Source organism: Histidinibacterium aquaticum (genome assembly GCF_008710275.1).
In the GTDB taxonomy this organism is placed as follows: domain Bacteria; phylum Pseudomonadota; class Alphaproteobacteria; order Rhodobacterales; family Rhodobacteraceae; genus Oceanicola; species Oceanicola aquaticus.
In genome coordinates this window covers 692,623-717,229 of the sequence record NZ_VYQE01000002.1, presented here as the reverse complement: position 1 = coordinate 717,229, position 24,607 = coordinate 692,623, and the positions used below count along the sequence as shown (strand labels likewise).

The 24,607-nt window shown below is 68.5% G+C and carries 18 protein-coding genes; 13 read left to right on the top strand and 5 right to left on the bottom strand.

All coding sequences use genetic code 11. The annotated features are described in order from the left end of the window. Positions 1–32 precede the first annotated feature (32 nt). Both F3S47_RS08910 and F3S47_RS08905 read left to right on the top strand, forming a co-directional pair. Positions 33–737, top strand: coding sequence for a GntR family transcriptional regulator (locus F3S47_RS08910; RefSeq protein WP_150444888.1), 705 nt, complete (start codon positions 33–35; stop codon positions 735–737). A gap of 2 nt (positions 738–739) precedes the next feature. Next, positions 740–1,828, top strand: coding sequence for a Gfo/Idh/MocA family protein (locus F3S47_RS08905; protein WP_150444887.1), 1,089 nt, complete (start codon positions 740–742; stop codon positions 1,826–1,828). A gap of 138 nt (positions 1,829–1,966) precedes the next feature. On the opposite strand, the gene F3S47_RS08900 is transcribed toward F3S47_RS08905, so the two are convergent. Continuing rightward, positions 1,967–4,408, bottom strand: a complete 2,442-nt coding sequence (locus F3S47_RS08900) for a beta-glucosidase family protein (RefSeq protein WP_150444886.1) — start codon at positions 4,406–4,408, stop codon at positions 1,967–1,969. Between the two features lie 106 nt (positions 4,409–4,514). On the opposite strand from F3S47_RS08900, the gene F3S47_RS08895 reads away from it, so the two are divergent. From F3S47_RS08895 to F3S47_RS08880, 4 genes are all read left to right on the top strand, one after another. Next, the gene (locus F3S47_RS08895; RefSeq protein ID WP_150444885.1) at positions 4,515–5,348 is read left to right on the top strand and encodes a bifunctional allantoicase/(S)-ureidoglycine aminohydrolase; all 834 of its coding nucleotides are present in this window, start codon (positions 4,515–4,517) and stop codon (positions 5,346–5,348) included. A 178-nt stretch (positions 5,349–5,526) separates the two neighbouring features. Further along, complete coding sequence (locus F3S47_RS08890) at positions 5,527–6,183, top strand: fumarylacetoacetate hydrolase family protein (RefSeq protein ID WP_150444884.1); 657 nt, start codon at positions 5,527–5,529, stop codon at positions 6,181–6,183. Further along, positions 6,180–7,007, top strand: coding sequence for an inositol monophosphatase family protein (locus F3S47_RS08885; RefSeq protein ID WP_150444883.1), 828 nt, complete (start codon positions 6,180–6,182; stop codon positions 7,005–7,007). Before F3S47_RS08890 ends, F3S47_RS08885 begins: the two co-directional genes overlap by 4 nt. A gap of 66 nt (positions 7,008–7,073) precedes the next feature. After that, positions 7,074–8,387, top strand: a complete 1,314-nt coding sequence (locus F3S47_RS08880) for an aspartate aminotransferase family protein (protein ID WP_150444882.1) — start codon at positions 7,074–7,076, stop codon at positions 8,385–8,387. Between the two features lie 2 nt (positions 8,388–8,389). Here the strand turns inward: F3S47_RS08880 and clpS are convergent, their stop codons facing one another. After that, positions 8,390–8,695: an ATP-dependent Clp protease adapter ClpS gene (clpS, locus tag F3S47_RS08875; protein ID WP_150444881.1), complete on the bottom strand. Its 306-nt coding sequence runs from the start codon at positions 8,693–8,695 to the stop codon at positions 8,390–8,392. Positions 8,696–8,942: 247 nt separating this feature from the next. Here clpS and F3S47_RS08870 point away from each other — a divergent pair, with 247 nt between their 5' ends. Together F3S47_RS08870 and F3S47_RS08865 are read left to right on the top strand one after the other, a co-directional pair. Beyond that, a complete protein-coding gene (locus F3S47_RS08870; RefSeq protein ID WP_191090118.1) occupies positions 8,943–9,932 on the top strand; it encodes a TAXI family TRAP transporter solute-binding subunit in 990 nt (329 codons plus the stop codon). 110 nt (positions 9,933–10,042) lie between these two features. Next, on the top strand, positions 10,043–12,295 hold the full coding sequence (locus tag F3S47_RS08865) for a TRAP transporter permease (RefSeq protein ID WP_150444880.1): 2,253 nt from the start codon (positions 10,043–10,045) through the stop codon (positions 12,293–12,295). Positions 12,296–12,311: 16 nt separating this feature from the next. Here the strand turns inward: F3S47_RS08865 and F3S47_RS08860 are convergent, their stop codons facing one another. Next, positions 12,312–13,238: an isoaspartyl peptidase/L-asparaginase family protein gene (locus tag F3S47_RS08860; RefSeq protein ID WP_150444879.1), complete on the bottom strand. Its 927-nt coding sequence runs from the start codon at positions 13,236–13,238 to the stop codon at positions 12,312–12,314. A 195-nt stretch (positions 13,239–13,433) separates the two neighbouring features. Here F3S47_RS08860 and F3S47_RS08855 point away from each other — a divergent pair, with 195 nt between their 5' ends. The 4 genes from F3S47_RS08855 to F3S47_RS08840 all read left to right on the top strand — a co-directional run bounded on the left by F3S47_RS08855 (position 13,434) and on the right by F3S47_RS08840 (position 20,410). Beyond that, positions 13,434–14,294 carry a cyanophycinase gene (locus F3S47_RS08855; RefSeq protein ID WP_150444878.1) on the top strand — a complete coding sequence of 287 codons (861 nt, stop codon included), beginning with the start codon at positions 13,434–13,436 and terminating at the stop codon, positions 14,292–14,294. Next, positions 14,281–16,929 carry a cyanophycin synthetase gene (gene cphA, locus F3S47_RS08850; protein WP_150444877.1) on the top strand — a complete coding sequence of 883 codons (2,649 nt, stop codon included), beginning with the start codon at positions 14,281–14,283 and terminating at the stop codon, positions 16,927–16,929. Before F3S47_RS08855 ends, cphA begins: the two co-directional genes overlap by 14 nt. A 79-nt stretch (positions 16,930–17,008) precedes the next feature. After that, positions 17,009–18,307 carry an ATP-grasp domain-containing protein gene (locus tag F3S47_RS08845; protein ID WP_150444876.1) on the top strand — a complete coding sequence of 433 codons (1,299 nt, stop codon included), beginning with the start codon at positions 17,009–17,011 and terminating at the stop codon, positions 18,305–18,307. Between the two features lie 87 nt (positions 18,308–18,394). After that, positions 18,395–20,410, top strand: coding sequence for a CocE/NonD family hydrolase (locus F3S47_RS08840; protein WP_150444875.1), 2,016 nt, complete (start codon positions 18,395–18,397; stop codon positions 20,408–20,410). Positions 20,411–20,416: 6 nt separating this feature from the next. On the opposite strand, the gene F3S47_RS08835 is transcribed toward F3S47_RS08840, so the two are convergent. Together F3S47_RS08835 and F3S47_RS08830 are read right to left on the bottom strand one after the other, a co-directional pair. Beyond that, positions 20,417–21,238 (bottom strand): TolB family protein, encoded by an 822-nt coding sequence (locus tag F3S47_RS08835; protein ID WP_150444874.1) that lies wholly within the window; start codon positions 21,236–21,238, stop codon positions 20,417–20,419. 61 nt (positions 21,239–21,299) lie between these two features. Beyond that, entirely contained in the window at positions 21,300–22,205 is a 906-nt protein-coding gene (locus tag F3S47_RS08830; protein WP_150444873.1) for a hydrogen peroxide-inducible genes activator, read from the bottom strand. Between the two features lie 129 nt (positions 22,206–22,334). Between F3S47_RS08830 and katG the strand changes: the two genes are divergently transcribed. Next, positions 22,335–24,545 carry a catalase/peroxidase HPI gene (gene katG / locus F3S47_RS08825; RefSeq protein ID WP_150444872.1) on the top strand — a complete coding sequence of 737 codons (2,211 nt, stop codon included), beginning with the start codon at positions 22,335–22,337 and terminating at the stop codon, positions 24,543–24,545. The last annotated feature ends 62 nt before the right edge of the window (positions 24,546–24,607 follow it).

Below are 24,607 nucleotides of genomic sequence, written 5' to 3'. Positions count from 1 at the left end.
GATGTATCAATTCTGAATCGGACGGCAGCGCCATGGATGGCCCCTCGCTTCCCAGATATGTCCAGATCGCGGAAATGCTGATCCGCGACATCGCCGCCGGACGCCTCGCGGACGGGACGCGGCTGCCGCCGGAGCGGGAGTACGCGGCCGAGCTCGGGGTCTCGGTGGGCACCCTGCGCAAGGCGCTGGACCGGCTGGCGGAGGCGGGGCTCCTGCGGCGCATCCAGGGGTCCGGCAACTACATCCGCGCGCAGGACGCGCCGGCCTCGGTCTACGGATTCTTCCGGCTGGAGCGGCCGGGCGGCGGCGGCCTGCCCACGGCGGCGGTTCTGGACGTCACCCGGCTCGCGAAGCCCTCGGACCTGCCGGAGTTCGGCGAAGGGCCAGAGGCGCACCGGATCCGGCGACTGCGCTCGCTGGACGGGACGCCGGTGGCTCTCGAGGAAATCTGGCTCTGCGCCTCGCGGGCCCCGCGGCTCGAGGCCGGGGACCTGTCGGAATCGCTCTACCTGCATTACCGCAGGGCACTGGGGATCACGATCACGGCGGTCGCGGACGAGGTGGGCCTCGCGCCCGCCCCGGACTGGGCGCCGGAACGGTCCGGGCTGAGGCCCGGAGAGACTTGCGGCTACGTGGAGCGGCTGAGCCGGGCGCAGGACGGCGCCCGGGTCGAGGCCTCGCGCACCTGGTACGACGCGGCCCGCTGCCGCTACGTGTCGCGCATGGGAAAGGCATAGGGATGGACGTCGTCAACTACGGGATCATCGGATGCGGCATGATGGGCCGCGAGCATATCCAGAATATCATGCTGCTGCAGGGCGCCCGGGTGGCCGCGGTCTACGATCCGGTCCGGGAGCTGGCCGAAAGCGCGGCGGCGCTGACCCGGGAGGAGACGGCGGTCTGCGACAGCTTCGACGCGCTGCTGGCCTTCGAGGGGCTCGATGCGCTGGTGATCGTCAGCCCCAACCACCTGCACGTCGACCAGCTCCGCGCCATCGCCGCGCGCCGGCCACTGCCCGTGCTCTGCGAGAAGCCGCTCTTCACCGATCCCGAGGATCGCGCCGCTCTGCCCGAGATCGCTGCCGCGCTGCCCGCGCTCTGGGTCGCGATGGAGTACCGCTACATGCCGCCCATCGCCGCGCTCGTGGACCAGGCCGACCACGCAACGGGCGGGATCTCGATGCTCAGCATCCGCGAGCACCGCTTTCCCTTCCTGCCCAAGATCGGCAACTGGAACCGGTTCAACGCCAATACCGGCGGGACGCTGGTTGAGAAGTGCTGTCACTTCTTCGACCTCATGCGCCTGATCCTGAAGGACGAGCCGGTGCGTGTCATGGCGAGCGCCGGGCAGACGCTGAACCACCGCGACGAGCTCTATTCGGGCCGGGTGCCCGACGTCTGGGACAACGGCTACGTCATTCTCGACTTCGCCGGCGGCGCGCGGGCGATGCTGGAGCTCTGCATGTTCGCCGAGGGCTCGCGCTACCAGGAGGAGATCAGCGCCGTGGGGCCGCGCGGCAAGATCGAATGCCATGTGCCGGGGCCCGGCCGGTTCTGGCCGTCCAAGCTGGGACCCGCCCCGGTGCCGCGCCTGATCCAGAGTCCGCGGGCGCCGAAGGGCCCCATCGAGAGCCAGATCCCCGTCGATCCGGCGCTGCTCGAGGCCGGTGACCACAACGGCTCGACCTTCTTCCAGCACCAGCGCTTCCTCGCGGTGGTGCGCGGGCAGGGCGAAGTGGACGTCACCTGGCAGGACGGTGCGCGCGCCGTGGAAATCGGCCTCGCGGCACAGACGAGCGCGGAGACCGGGCAGGCCGTCACTCTCTGAGGATGCGGTGCGGCCTGGCGGCCGCGCTATATCAGCCCGGCCCCGCCTGCGGCGAGGCCGGGCGGTGCGGGGGCTCCGCCCCCGATCGCGGCCCGGGGCCGCGATCTCCCCCGGGATATTTCCGCCCAGAAGAGGGCATCAGAGAGGGAGGGTCGCCGCCTGCATCTCGATTTCCATGGTTTCGTGGATGTCGGTGGCGGAAAGGCCCGCCATCAGGCGGTATCGGCCCGGGTCGATGATCCAGCCCTGTGCGTCCCCGTCGAAGCGGGCGAAGGCGCGGGGCGGGAGTGTCAGGTGGATCTCACGGCGCTCGCCGGGGGCGAGGTCGAGCTTCGCGAAGGCTTCGAGGGTCTTGAGCGGACGCTCCGCCATCTCCGGCGGGGCGACGTAGAGCTGAACCACGGTCGTGCCGTGCCGCGGGCCGGTGTTCTCCACGGTGATGCGGGCCATGGCGCCGCCGGTCGCGGTTTCGGCGGTCAGGCCGGAGAGCGCGAAGGTGCTGTAGGAGAGGCCGTGGCCGAAGGGGTAGAGGGGGGCGATGCCCTTTGCCTCGTAGTGGCGGTAGCCGATGAAGAGGCCCTCGGCGTAACGCACCTGGCCGTCCTTGCCGGGGTAGACCTCGGGGTCGTCGCTTGCGGTCGGATTGTCGGACCAGCGGACCGGGAAGCTCTGGGGCAGGCGGCCCCCGGGCTCGGCGTCGCCGAAGAGCACGTCGGCGATCGCGCTGCCTGCCTCCTGGCCGGGGTACCAGGCCTGCAGGATCGCGGCGACGTCGCCTGCCCAGGGCATTTCCACCGGGCCGCCGGTCTGCAGGACGACGACGGTGCGCGGGTTGGCCCGGGCGACGGCGGCGACGAGCTCGTCCTGGCGGCCGGGCAGGGCAATGTCCTCGAGGTCGGAGCCCTCGGTATCCCATTCGCCGGAGCGGCCGACGAAGACGAGCGCCGTGTCGGCAGCGCGGGCGGCCTCGGCGGCGGCGGAGATCTCGGCGTCGCCCAGGGGGCGGCCGATGCCCGCGCGGAAGGCCGAGAGGTGGAGGTTGTCGCCGGGGCGGGCGGCGAACTCGATGGTGATCTCGACGGTCTGCCCGCGCTCCAGCTCGAGGTCCCCGGTGACCTCGTCGCAGCCCTCCTCGAAGAAGGTGCGTCCCTTCTGCCAGTTGGACCAGGCGTCGACGACGAGCGCACCGTCGGCGTAGAGGCGGCTGTAGCCGGCGGAATGAAGCCCGAAGCGGTGCAGGCCGGAACTCTCCGCGGTGAAGGTGCCGGTCAGACGGGCGGAGAAGGCGCCGGGCGTGACCTTGCCCCCGGCGATGGGCGGCACCCAGAAGGCCTGGGCCTCGTCCAGCTCTTCCTCGTGGACGGGCGCGCCGGAGAGCTCGGTGTTGTCGAAGTATTCGGCGGTGAGGGCGGTCCGAAGAAGCGGCTCCCAGCGGTGGTTGTCGCAACCGGGAGCGTAGTCGAGGCGCGCCTCCCCGAGCCGGGCCGCCAGCCCCTCCCAGGGGGAGACGCTGTAGTGCGGATTGAGCTGGGCCGAGCCGCCACCCATGATCCGGGCCGTGCGTGCGTTGGGCCCGATGACCGCGAGGCGGCCGGGCTCGGCGGGCAGAGGCAGGAGGCCCTCGTTCTTCAGCAGGACGCATCCTGCCGCCCCGGCCCGGCGGATGAGGGCGCGATGCGCGGGGCGGTCCTCGGCGCGCTCCTCGAAGGAGCCCCTATCCTCTAGGGCCCCGGTGCGCTCCATCAGCCGGAGGACGTTGAGGGCCCTCTGCCGGACGGTCGCGCGGGCGACCTCGCCGGTCTCCACCGCGGCAAGCAGCTTCGCCCCCCGGTCGCGTGTGGGGCCGGGCATCTCGAGATCGAGCCCGGCGTTGACGGTGGGCGCGGTGGTGCGGGAGCCGAACCAGTCGGACATGACGACGCCGTCGAAGCCCCAGTCTCCGCGCAGCACCGTGGTCAGCAGCCAGCGGTTCTCGGCGGCATAGGTGCCGTTGAGCTTGTTGTAGGAGGACATGACCGCCCAGGTCCCGGCCTCCTTCACGGCGGCCTCGAAGGGGCGGAGGTAGATCTCGCGCAGGGCGCGCTCGGGGATGACCGAGTCGATGGTCGTCCGCTCGATCTCGCTCTCGTTGCCGGCGAAGTGCTTGATGGTGGCGGCAACGCCTTGCGATTGCAGGCCGCGGATGTAGCCCACCGCGAGGGCCGACGCGAGCGCGGGATCCTCGGAATAGCACTCGAAGTTGCGGCCATTGGTGACGGAGCGATGGATGTTGACGGTGGGCGCCAGCGAGACATGCGCCCCCTTGGAGCGGACCTCCTCGGCAATGGCCGAGCCGATCTCGCGGGCGAGGGCCGGGTCCCAGGTCGCGCCGATGGCGATGCCCACGGGGAAGGCCGCCGCGGTGACGCCGCCGATGAGCGAGCCTGAGCCGCGCGCGCCGTTGGGGCCGTCGGTCACGCGGAGCTTGCCGATGCCGAGCCGGGGGACGGCCGGGAGCGACCAGAAATCCTCGCCCGAGAGCAGGGAGACCTGCTCTTCGAGGGTGAGCTGGTCGATGAGCTGATCGGCCGTCGCGGTCATGGTGGTCCTCCCGTTCTTCCGTGCCAGAGCCTATAGACCATGGGGCGGCGGGCGAAAGGGCAGTGGCGCGTTGCCCTTCGCCGCGCGATGGGCCATGAGATCCGGCATGACACGCAGCTACTACTCCCATCTCGGCGGGCATCCCCCGCAGGAGCAGCTCCTGACCGACCGGGCGGTCTTCACCGAGGCCTATGCCGTCCTGCCGCGCGGGACGATGCGCGACATAACGGCGAGCCGCCTGCCGCACTGGGAGGGCACCCGGCTCTGGGTGATCGCCCGGCCGATGTCGGGATTTTCGGAGACCTTCTCCCACTACGTCATGGACGTGGCGCCCGGCGGAGGCTCGGAGAAGCCGGAGGCGGACGGCGGGGCCGAGGCGGTGCTCTTCGTCACCACGGGCGAGGCCGAGCTGAAGATCGGCCGGGCGGTCCATGTCCTGGGACCGGGCGGCTACGCCTACCTGCCGGCGGGGACCCGCTGGAGCCTGCGGAACCGGGCGAGCCAGGCGAAACTGGGCTTTCACTGGATCCGCAAGCGCTACGTGCCTGCCGAGGGGCTGGGCGCGCCGGAGCCGGTGATCTCCTCGGACGCGGAGGCCGAGCAGGTCCCGATGCCGGGGACGGACGGGCGCTGGGTGACGACGCGCTTCGTCGATCCCGACGACCTGCGCCACGACATGCATGTCACGATCGTCACGCTGGAGCCGGGCGCGGTCATCCCCTTCATGGAGACGCACGTGATGGAGCACGGGCTCTACGTGCTGCAGGGCAAGGCGGTCTACCGGCTGAACCGGGACTGGGTCGAGGTCGAGGCCGGCGATTACATGTGGCTGCGCGCCTTCTGCCCGCAGGCCTGCTACGCCGGCGGGCCGGGCCCGTTCCGCTACCTGCTCTACAAGGACGTGAACCGGCACGCGCCGCTCGGGCTCGGCGATCGGTGAGAGCGTGACCTTGTGGTGCGGCCCTGCGGGCCGCGCTGGTCTTGCCCGGAACCGCCTGCGGCGGTTGCCGGGCGGCCAGGGGGCGCTGCCCCCGTCCGCGGCGAGGCCGCGGTCTCCCCCGAGGGTACTTGGGGCTAGATGAAGGAAGGGCCGGGAGGCCGGCCTGCAGGGAGCGAGAATGACCGAATACATCTTCGAGCCGGAGCCGCCCGCGGCGCTTCCCGTCCTGCGGATCGGGGCGCTCTACGCGGTGCGGCGCATCTTCTGCATCGGGCGGAACTACGCGGCCCACGCGGCCGAGATGGGCAACCGAGTGACCGAGGCGCCGTGGTTCTTCACCAAGTCGGTCAAGGCCCTCGCGCGGAGCGGCGCCGTGCTGGCCTATCCGAAGGGCACGGCCGACTACCACCACGAGGTGGAACTGGTCGCGGCGCTGGGAGAGGGAGGCGCGGTCTGGGGCTGGGCCACCGGGCTCGACATGACCCGACGGGACCTGCAGGCGCAGGCCAAGGAGGGGCGGCTGCCCTGGGACGCCGCGAAGGACGTGGAGGGCGGCGCGGTGATCGGGCCGCTGACGCCCGCCACGGACTGGGCGCCGGCCGAGCAGGAGATCACGCTCGAGGTGGGCGGCGAGCGGCGGCAAAGGGGCCGGGTCTCGGAGATGATCCATCCGGTGGACCGCTGCCTCGCGCACCTGGCCGGGCTCTACGACCTGGGGCCGGGGGACCTGGTGATGACCGGCACGCCCTCCGGTGTCGGGGCGGTCGGGCCGGGCGACCGCCTCCTGGGGCGGATCGAGGGGCTTGCGCCGGTGGAACTGGAACTCCGGGCGTGAGCCTGTCGCGGGCCGAGGAGGAGGGTCTCGTCGGGCTCGTGCGGGAGGTGGCGTCGCGGGAGATCCTTCCGCGGTTCCGGCGGCTCGACGCGACGGAGATCCGGGCCAAGGGGCGCCCGGACGACCTGGTGACCGCCGCCGATCTCGCATCGGAGGCGGCACTGGCCGATGGGATCGGGCGGGTGATGCCGGGCGCGGCCGTCGTGGGCGAGGAGGCGGTGGCTTCCGACCCTTCGGTTCTCGACAGGCTCGATGCGCCGGGGCGCGTCGTCGTGGTCGATCCGATCGACGGGACCTGGAACTTCGCCCACGGGCTCGCGACCTTCGGCGTGATCCTCGCGGTGGTGGAGGACGGGGAGACCGTCTTCGGCCTGCTCTACGACCCGGTCTTCGACGACTGGGTCCTGACGCGGCGGGGCGGTGGAACGTGGATGTGCCGCGCCGGGGAGGCGCCGGTGCGGTTGCAGGTCGGGCCCGCTCCGGGCCTCGGCGAGGCGCAGGGGTTCGTGCCGCTCTTCCTGTTCGGAGAAGCGGACAGGGACCGGATCGCCGGGGGCATGGTCCGGACGGGCCGGGCGGGGAGCCTGCGGTGCTCCTGCCACGAGTACCGGCAGCTCGTGCTGGGGGGCGGAGACTTCGCCCTCGCGGCGATGCTCAAGCCCTGGGATCATGCGGCAGGTGCGCTGGCCCTCGCCGAGGCGGGCGGCGTCGCCGCCCTGACGGACGGGACGGCCTATGTGCCGCGGCTCCGCGAGGGGCACATGATCGCCGCGACCGGAGAGGCGCTGCGGGGCGAGGTCGCCGCGGTCTACTTCGGCGGCTGAGCGCGATTGCGGAGCGCCCCCGACCGCGTATAGCTTCGGTCCCAGACCCTGACCCGGAGATGCCCGATGAACGTGCACCAGCCCAACGACCTGTCCGCCTTCTGGATGCCCTTCACGGCGAACCGGCAGTTCAAGTCCGCGCCGCGGATGTTCGTCTCCGCCGAGGGGATGCACTACCGCACGCAGGACGGGCGCGAGGTGCTGGACGGGACCGCCGGTCTCTGGTGCTGCAACGCGGGGCACAAGCGGCCGAAGATCGTCGAGGCCGTGCAGAGCCAGGTCGCCGAGCTCGACTACGCGCCGGCCTTCCAGATGGGGCATCCCAAGGCCTTCGAGCTGGCGAACCGGCTGATCCAAATGGCGCCCGAGCACATGGGGCATGTCTTCTACACCAACTCCGGATCGGAAAGCGTGGAGACCGCCCTGAAGATCGCGCTGGCCTATCATCGGGCGCGGGGCGAGGGGCAGCGGACGCGGCTCATCGGGCGCGAGCGGGGCTATCACGGGGTGAACTTCGGCGGGATCTCGGTGGGCGGGATCGTCAACAACCGCCGCACCTTCGGGACGCTGCCGGGCGTCGATCACCTGCCGCATACCCACCTCAAGGAGAATGGCTTCAGCCGCGGTCAGCCCGAGCACGGGGCGCATCTCGCCGACGAGCTGGAGCGGATCTGCGCGCTGCACGGACCGGAGACCATCGCCGCGGTGATCGTGGAGCCGATGGCGGGCTCGACCGGCGTCCTACTGCCGCCGAAGGGCTACCTGGAGCGTCTGCGCGAGATCACCTCCAAGCACGGCATCCTGCTGATCTTCGACGAGGTGATCACCGGCTTCGGCCGCCTGGGCGCCTCCTTCGCCGCGGAGTACTTCGGCGTGAAGCCGGATCTCATGGTGACCGCGAAGGGGCTCACGAACGGGGTCATCCCGATGGGCGCCGTCTTTACCACGCCCGAGATCCACGACGCCTTCATGCACGGGCCCGAGCACCTGATCGAGCTCTTCCACGGCTATACCTACTCGGGAAACCCGATCGCCGCGGCGGCCGGTCTCGCGACGCTGGAGACCTACCGCGAGGAGGGCCTCTTCGAGCGGGCGGCGGAACTCGCGCCCTACTGGGAGGATATGCTGCACGGGTTGCGGGACCTGCCGCATGTCATCGATATCCGGAACATGGGCCTGATCGGCGCCATCGAACTGGAGCCGATCGAGGGTGCGCCGACACAGCGGGCCTTCCAGGCTTTCCTGCGGGCGTTCGACGAGGGGCTTCTGATCCGCACGACGGGCGATATCATCGCCATGTCGCCGCCGCTCATCATCGAAAAGAGCCACATCGACCGGATCGGCGAGGTGTTGCGCGGCGTGCTGCGCGACCTCGACTGAGGTCAGGCGTCCTTCTCGGTCGTGAAGGCGAGCGGGTAGCCTGTGCGGCGGCCCCAGTCGTTGGCCTGCTCGCACTTCGTCTCCGCGACCTCCTGCGTGTAGACGGCGATGACGCAGGAGCCCTTGCGGTGGGCGGTCAGCATGACGCCCATCGCCTCGCTCTCGGACATGCGGAACACCGCGCGCAGCACGGCCACCACGAAGTCGCGCGGCGTGAAGTCGTCGTTGAGCAGGATGACCTTCCAGAGCGGCGGACGTTCCGGCTTCGTGCGGGTGGTCGTCTTCGGGCGGGTCTTGACGTCTTCCATGAGGCTGTCCTCCGGGCGTCGTTCCGAAAGCGGATATATCGGCCGAGTTCCCTCTGTCCAGTGGAGGGCCATCGGCAGGCGGGCAGAGACGTCCGGCAGAACTCGCGCACGGTGGGCAGGTCGAGAAACGGGAGCGCCGTGGCCGGGATCTGCGGCAGGGCACAGGGCCTTTGCGGTTGACAGTCGGCTTTCCCGACCTCTCCTATCGGTCCTGCACCAAGACACGCGTTATGGGAGGACTATCCACATGAAGACGCTGATCAAGACCGCCGCGCTCGTCGCGGCCGGCGCGACCCCGGCCTTCGCCCAGGACGGCGACCGCGAGGGTTGGCCCGAGAGCTTCACCGTCGGTACCGCGAGCCAGGGCGGCACCTACTTCGCCTACGGCTCCGGCTGGGCGAACCTGGTCGCCGACGAGCTGGGTCTCTCCGGCGGCGGCGAAGTCACCGGCGGCCCGATGCAGAACATGGCGCTGGTGCACACCGGCGATGCCGCCTTCGGCATGACCACCATGGGTCCCGCGGCGGAGTCGCTGGCCGGCGAGAACCCGATCGCTCCGGGCCTCGAGATGACCAACGCCTGCGCGATCTTCCCGATGTACCAGACGCCCTTCTCCGTGACGGCGCTGAGCTCCTCGGGCATCGAGTCGATCTCCGACATCCCCGACGGCGCACGCATCGGCTTCGGCCCGGCGGGCTCCACCTCGGACACCTACTTCCCGCGGATGATGGACACGCTCGGCGTGAACTACGAGCGCCGCAACGGCGGTTGGTCCGACCTCGGCGGCCAGCTGCAGGACGGCCTTCTCGACGTGATCGCCTTCGCGGCCGGCGTGCCGGTGCCGGCGGTCAGCCAGCTTGAAGTGCAGACCGACGTGAACATCATCGAGTTCACCGAGGAGGAGCAGGCCCAGCTGCTCGAGGAGTTCCCGGTCTCCGAGTTCGAGATCTCGGCCGACACCTATTCCACGCTGGAAGAGGGCGCGCGCTCGGTCTCCATGTGGAACTTCGCCATCGCGGACTGCAGCCTGCCCGACAGCTTCGTCAACGCCGTCGTGGACGTGGTCATGTCGGACAACGAGCGGATGGTGAACATCCACCGTGCCGCCGAGTCCACCATTCCCGAGAACTGGGACAAGAACCAAGTTCTGCCCTGGCACCCCGGTGCCGCCGCCTGGTTCGAGGAGAATGCCGGCGCGGACATTTCCGACGACATGATCTACAGCAGCGACTCGTAATCGGGTCGTCCTGATGGACAAAGGGTCGCGCCCCCGGAGAGGGGCGCGGCCTATGCCGCAAGAGGGGCTGCGGCTATACCGCCCGCCGGGACAAAAAGGGAGGGGGCGCCATGACCGCCGAGGACAAGGATCCGAAGACGGCCGATCCGATGGATCTCGCCATCGCCGACGGTGTCGACGACGAGGCCATCGAGTCCAACCGCAGGCTCTACGAGGGCTGGCGCTTCTACGCCGTGAGCGGGCTCGCCGCGATCTACGCGGCCTTCCACATGGCGGCGCTCAACGGCGTTTCCATCGAAGACTGGACGGGCATCGAGCTTCCCTTCCTGCCGACCTTCCCGATGGAAACCTGGAACTTCCGCATCGTCCACGTGGCGGGCGCGCTGTTCCTTGGTTTCATCCTCTTCGCCGCGCACAGCTTCGACGAGGAGCAGGAGACGCGCGACACGCCGATGTTCGGTTGGATCGGTGTCGCCCTCATGGTGCCCGCGCTCTTCTCGCTGGGCGTCTCGATCTGGTTCGCCTTCCAGATCGCCGGGGGCATGACCTGGACCGGTATCGACGAGACCATCCGTTTCCGGGAAGTCTGGCTCTACGGCGTCCCGCTCATGGTGGCGACGGTCGGGGGCATCCTGCTGTCCTGGGTGCAGAAGCGCAGACGCGACCGGGTGGCCTCGGTCGACATCCTGCTCGGCGTCTGCGGCATCGCGGTCGCGACCTATCTCATCACGATCTACGGCACGCTGATGCGCAACTCGACCGGGACGCCCTTCGCGCCCGTCGGTATCTCGATCGCGGCCACGGCCGGCACGCTGCTCATCATGGAGCTGACGCGGCGCGTGGCCGGTCTCGCGCTGGTCATCATCGCGACGATCTTCCTCGCCTACGTCTTCCTCGGGCAGTATCTGCCGGGCTTCCTGAACTCGCCAGCGATCAGCTGGAAGCGGTTCTTCAGCCAGGTCTACACAGACGCGGGGATCCTCGGCCCGACGACGGCCGTCTCCTCGACCTACATCATCCTCTTCATCATCTTCGCGGCCTTCCTGCAGGCCTCGAAGGTGGGCGACTACTTCGTCAACTTCGCCTTCGCCGTCGCCGGGCGCGCGCGCGGGGGCCCGGCCAAGGTGGCGATCTTCGCCTCGGGCCTCATGGGTATGATCAACGGGACCTCGGCGGGCAACGTGGTCGCCACGGGCTCTCTCACCATCCCGCTGATGAAGAAGGTCGGCTACAAGAAGCAGACCTCCGGCGCGGTCGAGGCCGCCGCCTCCACCGGCGGTCAGATCATGCCGCCGATCATGGGCGCCGGCGCCTTCATCATGGCCGAGATCACGGGCATTCCCTACACCGAGATCGCCATCGCGGCGATCATCCCGGCGGTGCTCTACTTCGTCTCGGTCTACTTCATGGTGGACTTCGAGGCGGCCAAGCTCGGCATGCGCGGGATGCGCGACGACGAGCTTCCGGCAGTGAAGGCCATGGCCAAACGGGCCTTCCTCTTCCTGCCGATCATCATCCTGATCGCGGCGCTCTTCATGGGCTACTCGGTGATCCGCGCCGGCACGCTGGCGACGGTTTCGGCAGCCGTGGTGAGCTGGCTCACGCCCTACCGGATGGGGCTGCCCTCGATCGTGAAGGCCTTCGAGCTCGCGGGGATCATGTCGATCCAGATCATCGCGGTCTGCGCCTGTGCTGGCATCATCGTGGGCGTGATCTCCCTCACGGGGGTCGGCGCACGGTTCTCCAACCTGCTGCTGGGCCTCGCGGGCGTCAGCCAGCTGCTCGCGCTCTTCTTCGCCATGTGCATCGCGATCCTGCTGGGGATGGGGATGCCGACAACGGCGGCCTATGCCGTCGCCGCCTCGGTCGTGGCGCCGGGTCTCGTGGAGTTGGGAATTCCGACGCTCACAGCGCACTTCTTCGTCTTCTACTTCGCGGTGCTGTCAGCCATCACGCCGCCGGTGGCGCTGGCCTCCTACGCGGCGGCAGGCATCTCGGGGGCGAACCCGATGGAGACCTCGGTCGCCTCCTTCAAGATCGGCATCGCGGCCTTCATCGTGCCCTTCATGTTCTTCTACAACTCGGCGATCCTGATGCAGGGAGGCGCGCTGGAGATCCTCCGCGCCGGCCTGACGGCGACGCTGGGGGTGTTCCTGCTATCCTCGGGCGTGCAGGGCTGGTTCCTCGGCGCGCGGGCAGCCTGGTTCAACCGGGCGGCGCTCATCGCGGCGGCGCTCTTCATGATCGAGGGCGGTTGGCTCACTGACCTGATCGGCATCGGGCTGGCGGTCGCGGCCTATCTTCTGCAGCGGGTCTTCCACCCCGACCCGGATGCCCGGCTCGAGGTGAAGGGCGCGGACTGATTGTCCGGGACGGCGGTCAGTAGATCGCCGTCTCGCGCCCGGAGCCCTCGACCGCCCAGCCGCGGTACATCCCCTCGCAGTTGAAGGGCAGGGAGACCGTGCCGTCGCGGCCGACCGCCACGAGGCCGCCGGAGCCGCCGATTTCCGTGAGGTCGGTCATGACGACGCGCTCAGCGGCCTGCGCGAGCGTCTCTCCGGCAAGCCGCATCCGGGCATCGATCTCGTGCGCGACCGAGAGCCTCAGGAAGGCCTCACCATCGCCGGTGGCCGAGATCGCGCAGGTTTCGTCCCGGGCGAAGGTCCCGGCGCCGATCACGGGGCTGTCGCCCACGCGGCCGGTCCGTTTGGCGGTCATGCCGCCCGTCGACGTCGCGGCCGCGACGTGCCCGTTCCTGTCCCGCGCCACTGCGCCCACCGTGCCGTGACGGCGAGACGGGTCGTCGTCCAGCACGCCCGCGCGCTCCATCTCGAGCGTCCGCTGGAGGGCGTCCCAGCGCTCCTGCGTGAAGAAATAGCTCTCCTCCTCGAAGGCCAGGCCGGCCTCCCGGGCAACCGAGAGCGCGCCTTCGCCCGACATGAGGACATGGTCGGTCGTCTCCATGACCGCGCGAGCGGCGAGGATGGGGTGCCGGGGGCCCATGATCCCCGCCACGGCTCCGGCAGAGCGGTCGCGGCCGTCCATGATCGCGGCGTCCATCTCGTGGTGGCCGTCACGCGTGAAGACGGCGCCGTGGCCCGCGTTGAACAGCGGTTCGTCTTCGAGCGCCTGCACGGCCACGGTCACCGCGTCCAGAGCCGTTCCGCCCTCGCGCAGGACGGCTTCGCCGGCTTCCAGAACGCGGGCGAGGGCGGCGTGGCAGGCCGCCTCCCGCTCGGGCGTCATGCTCTCCCGCGGCAGCACCCCGGCGCCGCCGTGGATCGCGAGGCTGTATGTCTCGGTCATCGTTCACCAATCCTGAAGGTCTCTTCGGTTGTCTTTGGCGGCATCGGTCCTGATTTCTGCCTGCCAGCGCGGCACTTGCTGTGACGTCCCGGCATCTTGCCGTCAATTCCCTGCGATACGCGCTGTCCTAAAGCTGGGGAGGTGCTAAGGTAGACCACAATATGTAGCCCTCGACGGGGGAACGGAGTGCAATCGATGAACATGTCCAGAAAGGTCGACACCACGGGCCCGCTGATCGCGATCGGCGGCGCGGAGGACAAGACCTCACGCGCGAGCATTCTGCGCAACGTTCTCTCGCTCTCGCCCGCCGACCAGCCGGTCGTGGGGGTGATCACCACGGCAAGCAGCATCCCGGATGACGTCTTCGGGGGCTACAAGGAGGCCTTCGACGGCATCGGCGCGGGGGAGGTCCTGGATATCCGGATCCGCGAACGGAAGGACGCCAACGCGTCCAAGTACATCGAGATGATCGAGCGGTCCGACGTAATCTTCATCTCCGGCGGCGACCAGATGCGGCTGACGAACATCCTGGGCGCCTCGCCGGCACTCGAGATGATGCGCCGCAGACATGAGGAGGGCGCCACGATCGCCGGGACGAGCGCGGGCGCGGCCTGCCAGTCGGGCACGATGGTCTACGGCGGCCCGGCCGATGACAGCCTGCGCAAGGGCGCCGTCAAGATGAGTGCGGGCTTCGGGTTCGTCGACGGCGTGATCATCGACACCCACTTCCTCGAACGCGGCCGGTTCTCGCGCCTGATGGAAGTGGGCGCGACCAATCCCGAATACCTGGGCGTCGGCCTCGGAGAGGACGCCGCGGTCCAGTTCGAAGGCGATCTCATCCGTGCCTTCGGACCGGGACACGTCATCCTCGTTGACAGTTCGCAGATAACCGGATCGAATGTCTTTGATCTCGCAGACGGTGAGGCGGTCAGCGTCCACAACGTCATAATGCACGCGCTGGTCCACGGGTACGGATACAGCCTGACGGACCGGCGGGTCCTGGGACCCGAAGAGCTCAGGGCCAAAAGCCTGGAGCAGAGGATTGAATATACTTGAACACCGCGCGCTGCGTGGGCCGAACTACTACAGCCGCTACCAAGCGATCTACATGCGGCTCGCTATCGAGGAACTGGAAGACCGGCCAAGCGATCAGGTGCCGGGCATCGCTGAAAATCTCGAAGACCTGATCCCGACGATACACGATCACCGCTGCTCGGTGGGGGAGCCCGGCGGGTTCCTTCAGCGGGTTCGCAACGGCACTTATGCCGGCCACATGGTCGAACATGTGGCTATCGAACTGCAGAACCTGATCGGGTTCTCGGTCGGTTACGGCAAGACGGTCGATAGCTACGACAAGGGCATCTACAACGTCGTCTACCGGTACCGGGACGAGGCGACGGGCCTCGCCGCGGGCGAGGCGGCCGTGGAAATCGTCCAGAAGCTCTATGACGGCGAGACGGTCGAGCTCGAGCCGATCATCGATCGCTTGAAGGAAGTGCGCGACGCCAATGCGCTCGGCCCATCGACCGGATCGATCGTCAATGCCGCGAAGACGCGCAACATTCCCGCCTACAACCTGACCGAGGGCACGAGCTACACGCAGCTCGGCCACGGGATCAAGCAGCGCCGCTTCCAGGCCACGGTGACGGATGCCTCCGGCATTATCGGCCACTCCATCGCCGACGATAAGGAATGGACTAAGCAGATCCTCGAGGATGCGGGCGTGCCCGTCCCGCGGGGCGCGGTCTGCTATTCCTACGACGAGGCGCTGGAGGCCGCCCAGTGGATCGGCTGGCCGGTCGTGACCAAGCCGCTTTCGGGCAACCACGGCCGGGGCGTGACCACCGACATCGCCTCGGAGGAGGACCTGAAGTCCGGCTACGAAGCCGCCGTGGCTCGTGCGCGGGACGACTATGCCGGCGTCATCGTGGAGACCTACATTAAGGGCGAGGATCACCGGATGCTGGTGATCGGCGGCAAGCTCGTCGCCGCCGCCCGACGCCGGCCGGCCCATGTGACCGGGGACGGCGAGAAGACGATCCAGCAGCTGATCGACATCGAGAACGAGGACCCGCGCCGCGGCGTGGGCCACGAGAACCTGCTGACCCAGATCGTGGTGGACGAGCAGACGCACCGGATGCTCGAACAGGCGGGGTACACCACCGAGACCGTGCTGCCCGAGGGCGAGATCGCCTTTCTCAAGTCGACGGCGAACATCTCCACCGGCGGCACGGCTACGGACCTGACGGACGAGGTTCACCCCGAGGTCAAGTTCGCCATGGAGCGGATCGGTCGCCTCGTGGGGCTCGACGTGATCGGCATCGACCTTCTCGCCGAGACGCTCTCGGTGCCGCTCGACGAGCAGTCGGCCGGCGTCGTCGAGGTGAACGCGGGCCCGGGCTTCCGCATGCACATGTCGCCGACCCACGGCACGCCGCGTCCTGTCGGACAGCATGTGGTCGACATGCTCTTCCCCGATCCGACGGACGACGGCCGGATCCCGATCACCGCGATCACCGGCACCAACGGGAAAACCACGACGACCCGCCTGACCACGCATATCCTGCGGCAGGCCGGCAACTCGGTCGGCATGGGCTGCACTGGGACGGTCGAGATCGACAACAACGTCATCCTCCGGGGCGACTACTCCGGTCCGGCCGCCGCGCAGGCGGTCCTCCGCGAGCCGACGGTCGAGCACGCCGTGCTCGAGGTCGCGCGGGGAGGGATCATGCGCCGGGGCCTCGGTTTCGACGAGTGCGACGTGGGCGTTCTGCTCAACATCGCCTCCGACCACCTGGGCGAGCGTGACATCCACACGCTGGAAGAACTCGCGCGGTGCAAGACGGTGGTCGTCGATTCGACCAAGCGGAAGGGCGAGGGGGGCTACTGCGTCCTTAACGCCGACGATCCCATGGTCATGGAGCACGGCACCTACTGGGCGCGGGGCGAGATCATCTACTTCACGATGAACCCTGACAATCCCGACATCGCCGAACACCTTGCCAGCATGGGCATGGTCCTGACCGTTCGGAACGGCTGGATCGTCCTGCTGCGTGGCAAGGTCACGGTGGAGATCGTCGAGGTGAACGACGTGCCCATCGCCTTCGAGGGACACGCGCCGTTCAATGTGCAGAACGCCATGGCGGCCGCCGCGGCGGCGCTGGCCCATGGCGTCGAGATCGACGACATCCGTGCGGGTCTGCTGACCTTCCACCCCACGCCGGCGCAGATGCCGGGCCGCACGAACTATTTCGAGGCGGACGGGGTGAAGTGCCTGATCGACTACGGCCACAACGTGCCCGCGCTGGAGGCGCTGAAGCCGCTGGTCGACGGACTCGCGCGGCAGCGCAAGATCGCCGTGGCGACGGCGCCGGGCAACCGGCGCGACGAGGACCTCGAGGCGCTCGGCGCCCAGCTCGCCCGGATGTGCGATACCGTCTACGTCTACGAGACCGACGCGCGGGGCCGTGAGACCGGCGAGACGGCGGGCCTGATCCACCGGGGGGCCCAGTCCGCCGGGACGGATGCCCGGGTCGAGACGATCATGGCGGAGCGTGATGCGGTCGACCGGGCCATCGGCGAGGCTGTCGCCGGCGACTTCCTCCTGCTGCTCGTGGACGACATCGAGGGCACGACCGAGCGGCTCAAGGGCCGCAGCTTCCCCACCCAGGCCGACATCGCGCGGGCCTGAGACGCGACCATCGGAGCGCCCGGCCGGATCCGACCGGCCGGGCTGCGCGTTCCGCGTAGAAACAGGGAGATAAGACAAAATGACCAAGAACGTGTTCGTCGTCGGCCTGAACGACCTGAATGCCGCGCGACTGAAGCGGCTGCGGGGCGTCGAGGACGTCGAGTTTCACCAGCTGCTGACGCCGGCCCAGGTGTCCGAGACGCAGGACTTCGACATTCCCGCGATGCTGGCCGAGGCCGAAGCCAAGCTCGATGCCTTCGACGGCTCCATCGACGCGATCGTCGGCTACATCGACTTCCCCGTCTCGACCATGCTGCCGATCCTCTGCAAGAAGTATGGTACGCCGCAGGCCTCGCTGGAGGCGCTTCTGAAGTGCGAGCACAAGTACTGGTCGCGCAAGGTGATGGCCGAGTCGATCCCGGAGCACATTCCGAAGTTCACCGCCTTCGATCCCTTCGACGACGAGGCGCTTTCCAAGATCGGCGAGGCCGACCTGCGCTTTCCCTTCTTCGTCAAGCCGATCAAGTCCTCCGGGTCCCGGCTGGGCTTCCGCATCGATTCCCCCGAGGACTTCGACTACGCCACCGAGAAGCTGCGGGCCGAGATCCGCTCCATCGGCGAGCCCTTCGATCACGTTCTGAACCAGGCCGATCTGCCGGAGGACGTGAAGCAGGTGGAGGGGCACTACTGCATGGCCGAGCAGGTCATCGGCGGCCGGCAATGCACCGTCGAGGGCTATGTCCACAATGGCGAGGTCGTGCCCTACGGCACCGTCGACTCGATCCGCTACCCGCAGGTTCTGAGCTTCTTCTACTACCTCTATCCCTCGACTCTGCCGCGGCAGATCCAGGACAAGATGAACGAGATCACCCGCACGATCATGAGCCACATCGGCTACGACAACGCGGGCTTCAACATCGAGTATTACTGGGACGAGGTTCAGAACAAGATCTGGCTGCTGGAGATCAACACCCGCATCGCCCAGTCCCACTGCGACCTCTTCGAGATGGTCGACGGCTGCAGCCACCAGCAGGTCACGATTGACCTCGGGCTCGGTCGCAAGCCCGACATGCCGAAGGGCGAGGGGCCGGAGACGGTGGCGGCGGAGTTCTTCTACCGGGTGTTCTTCAACGACGCGACCGTCTCGCGCGCGCCGTCCCGGGCCGAGATCGAGGTTGCGGCGGAGCAGGTCGAGGGCACGAGGATCAGCTCCTACGTGACGCGCGGCATGACGCTGTCCGAACTGCCGGAGCAGGACGCCTACAGCTATGCCGTGGCCTCCGTCTGGATGGGCGCGAGCAAGCAGTCCAAGCTGCTCTGGAACTACGAGCAGGTCATGAAGCGGCTCAACTACGAGTTTACCGACATCGTGGAGTAGGGCGGGGGGCGACGCGCTGGACTTCCCGGCGTTCGCCCGCGATAAGCCCTGACGGTTCTGTCCCCGCCTGAAACTGTCGAGCGCCCCATGATCATCGATACGGATCTTCCCCGCCCGGTGCGGGAACTCGAACATGTCGAGATCGCGATGCCGGACGGCACGCGGCTCGCCGCCCGCATCTGGATGCCGGTCGACGCCGAGGACCACCCGGTCCCGGCGATCTTCGAGTACATTCCCTACCGGAAGAACGACAAGACGCTGGAGCGTGACCATGCCCGCGCCCCCTGGCTCGCGGCCCGCGGTTACGCCTACGTGCGCGTCGATCTGCGCGGGACGGGCGAGTCCGAAGGCGTCATGACCGACGAGTACACGGAGATCGAGCTGCAGGACGGCTGCGACACGATCGCCTGGATCGCGGACCAGTCCTGGTGCGACGGGGGCGTCGGCATCGTCGGGATCTCCTGGGGCGGCTTCAACGGGTTGCAGATCGCCGCACTCCGGCCGCCGGCCCTGAAGGCGGTCGTCACCATCTGCTCGACCGACGACCGCTACGCCGACGACATCCATTACATGGGCGGCACGCTGCTCTGCGATCAGCTGTCCTGGGCCTCGGTCATGTTCGGCATCAACACCCTTCCGCCGGACCCGGCCCATGTCGGCAACCGCTGGCGCGAGCTCTGGGAGAAGCGGCTCGACGAGTCCGGCCTCTGGCTCGAAACCTGGATGAGCCACCAGACGCGCGACGAGTTCTGGCAGCACGGCTCGGTCTGCGAGGACTTCTCCGACATCGAAGTACCGGTCTATGCCGTGAGCGGCTGGGCCGACGGCTACTGCCGGTCGGTCTTCCGGCTGGTCGAGAACCTCAAGGGACCCGCGAAGGGCATCGTCGGACCGTGGTCGCATCGCTACCCGCACCTGGGCGAGCCGGGGCCCGCGATCGACTGGCTCACCGAGGAGACGCGCTGGTGGGACCAGTGGCTGAAGGGCGAGGACACCGGGATTGCCGACGAGCCGCCGCTACGGCTCTACATGCAGGACCATGCTCCGCCGCGCAGCCATTACGAGCACCGGGACGGGCGCTGGATCACCGAGCTCGCCTGGCCGTCGCCGAACATCACGCGGACGGAGTACCGCCTGGGATCCGACGGTTCGCTCTCCGAGGAGGCGGGTGCGCCGGACGCGCCCATGACGCTCAACTCGCCCCTTTGGGTCGGGGGGCATGGCGGCAAATGGTGCTCCTACGCGCTGCCCGGCGACCAGCCCACGGACCAGAGGCGCGACGACGCCGGGAGCCTGGTCTTCGAGACCGCCCCGCTCGAAACACCGCTCGAGATCGCGGGAGACGCGAAGCTCAGGGTCACCCTGCGGGCGGACAAGCCGGTCGCCCAGATCGCCGCGCGGCTGGTCGACGTGGCGCCGGATGGGGCGGGAACGCGCGTCAGCTACGGGCTTCTCAATCTCACGCACCGCGACGGCCACGCCGATCCGCAGCCGCTCGAACCCGGCCGGGACTACACGATCGAGGTGCCCTTCAAGCACGTCGCCCAGACTTTCCGGGCCGGGCACCGCCTTCGGCTCTCGCTGTCGTCCAGCTATTTCCCCATCGCCTGGCCGACGCCGGAACCGGTGACGCTGACCGTGCTGCCGGGGCAGACAGTGCTCGATCTGCCGGTCAGGTCGGATGACGGCCTTGCCGTGCCGGAGTTCCAGCCGCCCCGCGCAGCGGAGCCGCTCGAAATTGCCGTTGCCGTGCCGCCCGGAGCCGAGTGGCAGCTGAGCGAGGACCGTGACACCGGCCGCGTCACGACCGAGGTGCGCGTGCACGAAGGCGGCATCCGCATCAACCGCCAGGACTTCTACCACTCCTCGGAAGGCTACGAGCGCTACTCGGTTCTGCCTGACGATCCGGCCTCGGCCGAGGGCGAGGTGATTTGGGAGCACGAGATGAGCCGCGGCGACTGGTCGGTGAAGACCATCACGACCACGCGCCTGCAGGGTGACGCGGGTTCTTTCCGGATCGAGGCGCGGATGCAGGCCTGGGCCGGGGAGGAACTGGTGCGCGACACCGACTGGGCCGTCGCCGTGCCGCGCAACCTCGTCTGAGCGGCCTCAGGGCCGCGCGTAGCGCACGAAGGCGAAGCGGCGTCCGCCGGGCTCCCAGCAGGGTACGTTGATCGTGCCCTGTCCCCCGAAGACCGGCTCCAGAGTTCGGATGGTGCCGTCGCGCGGATCGAGGAGGCGCAGCTCGACTTCATGGTCGCGCGGATGGCCCTCGGTCCCGCCCTCGTAGGAGACGTAGAGGACCTCAGGCCCGGTCGGCCGCGGGTGCGGGAACCAGTTGATCCGTTCGTCGTCGGTCATCTGCTCCTGCTCGCTGCCGTCGGGCCGCATCCGCCAGAGCTGCATGGTCCCGCCGCGGGTCGAGTTGAACCAGATCCAGTCGCCTTCGGGCGTATAGTCGGGCCCGTCGGCGTGGCCTTCTTCGTCGGTCAGGCGCGTTTCTTCGCCGCCTCCGACTGGTATCGTGTGAATGGCGAAGGTCCCGTCCCGTTTCGCGCAGTAGGCGAGGGTGCGGCCATCCGGCGACCAGCCGTGCCAGTAGGAGGGGGTCTTCTCGGTGATCCGTGTCGGCTCCCCGCCCTCGGCCGGGAGGGTGAAGATGCAGCTGCCGTCCTCGACATGGTGCGAGATGACGAGGGTGCCCCCGTCCGGCGAGAGCCCATGGTCGTTGTTGCAGCGGTCGGCGAAGCCGGTGTCGATCTCCTGCAGCTCCGGCCGTGAGAGAGGCACGCGGAAGAGCCGTCCGTCTCCGTTGACGACCAGGTGGTCGCCGGAAGGCGCCCAGTTCGGCGCCTCGATCAGCCGGTCGGTGGTGAGCACGACGCTGCAGGCGCCGGTTTCGAGATCGAAGATCTCCAGCGAACTCTTCATGGTATCCTCCCGTTAACAGCCGAGGGGTAGCCGAGGGCCGGGAACATCACAATCGGTCCCGTCAGGACGCCTCGGTTCCGACCGTCTCGAGCGATTGCCGAACGACCTCCACCACCTCCTGGAACTGGTGGACGAGCGGGCTCGACCGTCTCCAGATCATCCCGATGGTCCGCGACGGTTCGGGTGCCGAGAAGCGCGCGATCGAGACGCGCGCGCGTTCGACCTCGACGGGGATCGCCATCTCGGGGATGAGCGTGATGCCCAGCCCCGCGCCCACCATCTGCACGAGCGTCGAGAGAGAACTGCCGTCGAGGCCGTCCTTCGGCGCGCCGGGCAGGGAGCAGAACGAGAGCGCCTGGTCGCGGAAGCAGTGACCCTCTTCCAGGAGCAGAAGCCTGTGGGAGGCGAGGCTCGCGGGGCCGGGGACGGGGGCGTCGGACTCCTCCATCGGCCGGACCAGCACGAAGGGTTCGGTTCCCAGGGCCACTTCCGTCAGCGCGGGCTCGTTGACCGGCAGCGCGACGATGGCCATGTCGAGCCGGCCGTCGGAGATCTCGTCGATCAGGCGCGGGGTGAGCGTCTCGCGGACGTGGATGTCGAGCCCCTCGTGTGCCGCCTGAAGGTCGGGCAGCAGGCGCGGGAGGAGGTAGGGCGCGATCGTCGGAATCACTCCGAGCCGCAGCCGCCCTTGCAACCGGTCCCCCGTCGCGCGGGCAAGATCGGCCAGTTCGTCCACGGCGATGAGGATGTCGCGGACGCGGAGGGCGAAATCCTCTCCGAAGCGGGTCAGACGGACCTGCCGCGCCCCCCGCTCGAAGAGCGGCGTGCCGAGCGAGGTTTCCAACTCCTTGATCTGCATGGAGAGCGCGGGCTGGGAAATGGCGCTCGCCTCGGCCGCACGGCCGAAGTGCCGCTCCCGCGCGAGGGCCTCGAAATAGCGAAGCTGCTTGATGGTCAGGTTGTTCATAAGGCGATCTTATGGACGCAATCAGGAGATGCAACTTTCCTCTATCGGCGCGGCCTTGTATGCAGGCGCCCGAAAAGGGGTCTCCGCTCGGTGCGGCTGGCCTCGATGACAACCTCCGGAGGGCTCGAGATGGACGGAAACGACGCAGGCAACATGGCCAAGTGCCCGGTGATGCACGCCACGAACCGCGGGCGGTCGAACCGCGAGTGGTGGCCGAACCAGCTTAACCTCAAGATTCTGCACCAGAATTCTCCGCTGTCCGACCCGATGGGCCTGGACTTCGACTACGCCAGCGCCTTCAAGGCCCTGGACCTCGGCGCGGTGAAAGCCGACCTGCGGGCGCTGATGACGGACAGCAAGGACTGGTGGCCCGCCGACTACGGTCACTACGGTCCCTTCTTCATCCGGATGGCCTGGCACTCCGCCGGCACCTATCGGACCGGTGACGGTCGGGGCGGTTCGACCTCCGGCACGCAGCGGTTCGCGCCGCTGAATTCCTGGCCGGACAACGCGAACCTCGACAAGGCGCGCCGTCTGCTGTGGCCGATCAAGCAAAAGTACGGCAATGCCATCTCCTGGGCCGACCTAATGATCCTGACGGGCAACGTCGCGCTCGAGTCGATGGGCTTCAAGACCTTCGGCTTCGGCGGCGGCCGCGAGGACATCTGGGAGCCCGAAGAGGATATCTACTGGGGCACCGAGGAAGAGTGGCTCGCCACCTCCGACAAGCCCGGCAGCCGGTACTCCGAAGGCCGTGCCCTCGAGAACCCGCTCGCGGCGGTCCAGATGGGCCTCATCTACGTCAACCCGGAAGGTCCGGACGGCAAGCCCGATCCCGAGGCCTCGGCGCATGACATCCGCGAGACCTTCGGCCGGATGGCGATGAACGACGAGGAAACCGTCGCGCTGATCGCGGGCGGCCATACCTTCGGCAAGACCCACGGGGCTGGCGACGCTTCTCTCGTCGGGCACGAGCCCGAAGGCGCCGACATCGCAGAGCAGGGCCTGGGATGGACCTCCACCCACGAGACCGGCCGCGGCAAGCACACGATCACCTCCGGCCTTGAAGGTCCGTGGACGCCGACGCCGACGCAATGGGACATGTCCTACTTCGACCTGCTCTTCGGCTACGAGTGGGAGCTGACCAAGAGCCCCGCCGGCGCTTGGCAGTGGACACCGAAAGACCTCAAGGACGAGGACTTCGCGCCTCAGGTCGACGGGTCGGACGAGCGCGTGAAGCCGATGATGGCGACCACCGACATCGCTCTGAAGGTGCACGGGCCCTATGCCGAGATCTCCAAGCGGTTCCACCAGAACCCCGAGGAGTTCGCCGATGCCTTCGCCCGCGCCTGGTTCAAGCTGACCCACCGCGACATGGGTCCCAAGGTCCGCTACCTCGGCCCGGAAGTGCCGCAGGAGGACCTGCTTTGGCAGGACCCGGTGCCGGCGGTCGATCATGAGCTGGTCAATGCGGCCGATATCGACGCTCTCAAGGCGAAGATCCTCGACAGTGGTCTGACGATCCAGGAGCTCGTCTACACCGCCTGGTCCTCCGCCGCGACCTTCCGCGGTTCGGACAAGCGCGGCGGCGCGAACGGTGCGCGCATCCGCCTTGCGCCGATGCGCGAGTGGGAAGTGAACCAGCCGGAGCAGCTGGCCCGCGTGCTCGACACGCTGGAAGGCATCCAGTCGGAGTTCAACGCGGCTCAGAGCGGCGGCAAGAAGATCTCGCTGGCCGACCTGATCGTGCTCGGTGGTTCGGCTGCGGTCGAGAAGGCGGCGAAGGACGCCGGTCACGACCTGGCCGTGCCCTTTACGCCTGGCCGGACCGACGCCAGCCAGGAGATGACCGACGTCGAGAGCTTCGAAGTGCTGGAGCCCCAGGCGGACGGATTCCGCAACTACCTCAAGGTGAACTACACCGTTCCGACCGAGGAACTGCTGATCGACCGGGCGCAACTCCTGACGCTGACCGCGCCGGAAATGACCGTCCTCGTCGGGGGGATGCGGGCGCTCGGCGCCAACTACAACGGCGAGAAGCACGGCGTCTTCACCCACCGTCCCGGTCAGCTAACCAACGACTTCTTCCGCAACCTCCTCGACATGCAAGTCGCGTGGAAGGCGGTCGACGACAGCCAGCAGCTCTTCGAGGGCCGTGACCGGACGACCGACGAGGTCAAGTGGACCGCCTCGCGCGTCGACCTCGTCTTCGGCTCCAACTCGCAGCTGCGGGCGCTGGCCGAGGTCTATGCCCAGGACGACTCCTCGGAGAAGTTCGCGGCCGACTTCGTGTCGGCCTGGGTCAAGGTGATGGAAGCGGACCGCTTCGACCTGGTCTGAGCCGGGTCGCACCGACGAACCATTTTTCGGCGGCGCTCCTTGCGGGCGCCGCCTTTTTTGCG

Bases quoted from the DNA above. Each gene is read 5' to 3' on its own strand.
- F3S47_RS08890 (WP_150444884.1), top strand. From the start codon at position 5,527: ATGACCGAATACATCTTCGAGCCGGAGCCGCCCGCGGCGCTTCCCGTC.
- F3S47_RS08880 (WP_150444882.1), top strand. From the start codon at position 7,074: ATGAACGTGCACCAGCCCAACGACCTGTCCGCCTTCTGGATGCCCTTC.
- F3S47_RS08830 (WP_150444873.1), bottom strand. From the start codon at position 22,205: ATGAACAACCTGACCATCAAGCAGCTTCGCTATTTCGAGGCCCTCGCG.
- F3S47_RS08865 (WP_150444880.1), top strand. From the start codon at position 10,043: ATGACCGCCGAGGACAAGGATCCGAAGACGGCCGATCCGATGGATCTC.
- F3S47_RS08840 (WP_150444875.1), top strand. From the start codon at position 18,395: ATGATCATCGATACGGATCTTCCCCGCCCGGTGCGGGAACTCGAACAT.
- clpS (WP_150444881.1), bottom strand. From the start codon at position 8,695: ATGGAAGACGTCAAGACCCGCCCGAAGACGACCACCCGCACGAAGCCG.
- F3S47_RS08895 (WP_150444885.1), top strand. From the start codon at position 4,515: ATGACACGCAGCTACTACTCCCATCTCGGCGGGCATCCCCCGCAGGAG.
- F3S47_RS08910 (WP_150444888.1), top strand. From the start codon at position 33: ATGGATGGCCCCTCGCTTCCCAGATATGTCCAGATCGCGGAAATGCTG.
- F3S47_RS08835 (WP_150444874.1), bottom strand. From the start codon at position 21,238: ATGAAGAGTTCGCTGGAGATCTTCGATCTCGAAACCGGCGCCTGCAGC.
- F3S47_RS08900 (WP_150444886.1), bottom strand. From the start codon at position 4,408: ATGACCGCGACGGCCGATCAGCTCATCGACCAGCTCACCCTCGAAGAG.
- F3S47_RS08855 (WP_150444878.1), top strand. From the start codon at position 13,434: ATGAACATGTCCAGAAAGGTCGACACCACGGGCCCGCTGATCGCGATC.
- F3S47_RS08905 (WP_150444887.1), top strand. From the start codon at position 740: ATGGACGTCGTCAACTACGGGATCATCGGATGCGGCATGATGGGCCGC.
- F3S47_RS08860 (WP_150444879.1), bottom strand. From the start codon at position 13,238: ATGACCGAGACATACAGCCTCGCGATCCACGGCGGCGCCGGGGTGCTG.
- F3S47_RS08870 (WP_191090118.1), top strand. From the start codon at position 8,943: ATGAAGACGCTGATCAAGACCGCCGCGCTCGTCGCGGCCGGCGCGACC.
- katG (WP_150444872.1), top strand. From the start codon at position 22,335: ATGGACGGAAACGACGCAGGCAACATGGCCAAGTGCCCGGTGATGCAC.
- F3S47_RS08845 (WP_150444876.1), top strand. From the start codon at position 17,009: ATGACCAAGAACGTGTTCGTCGTCGGCCTGAACGACCTGAATGCCGCG.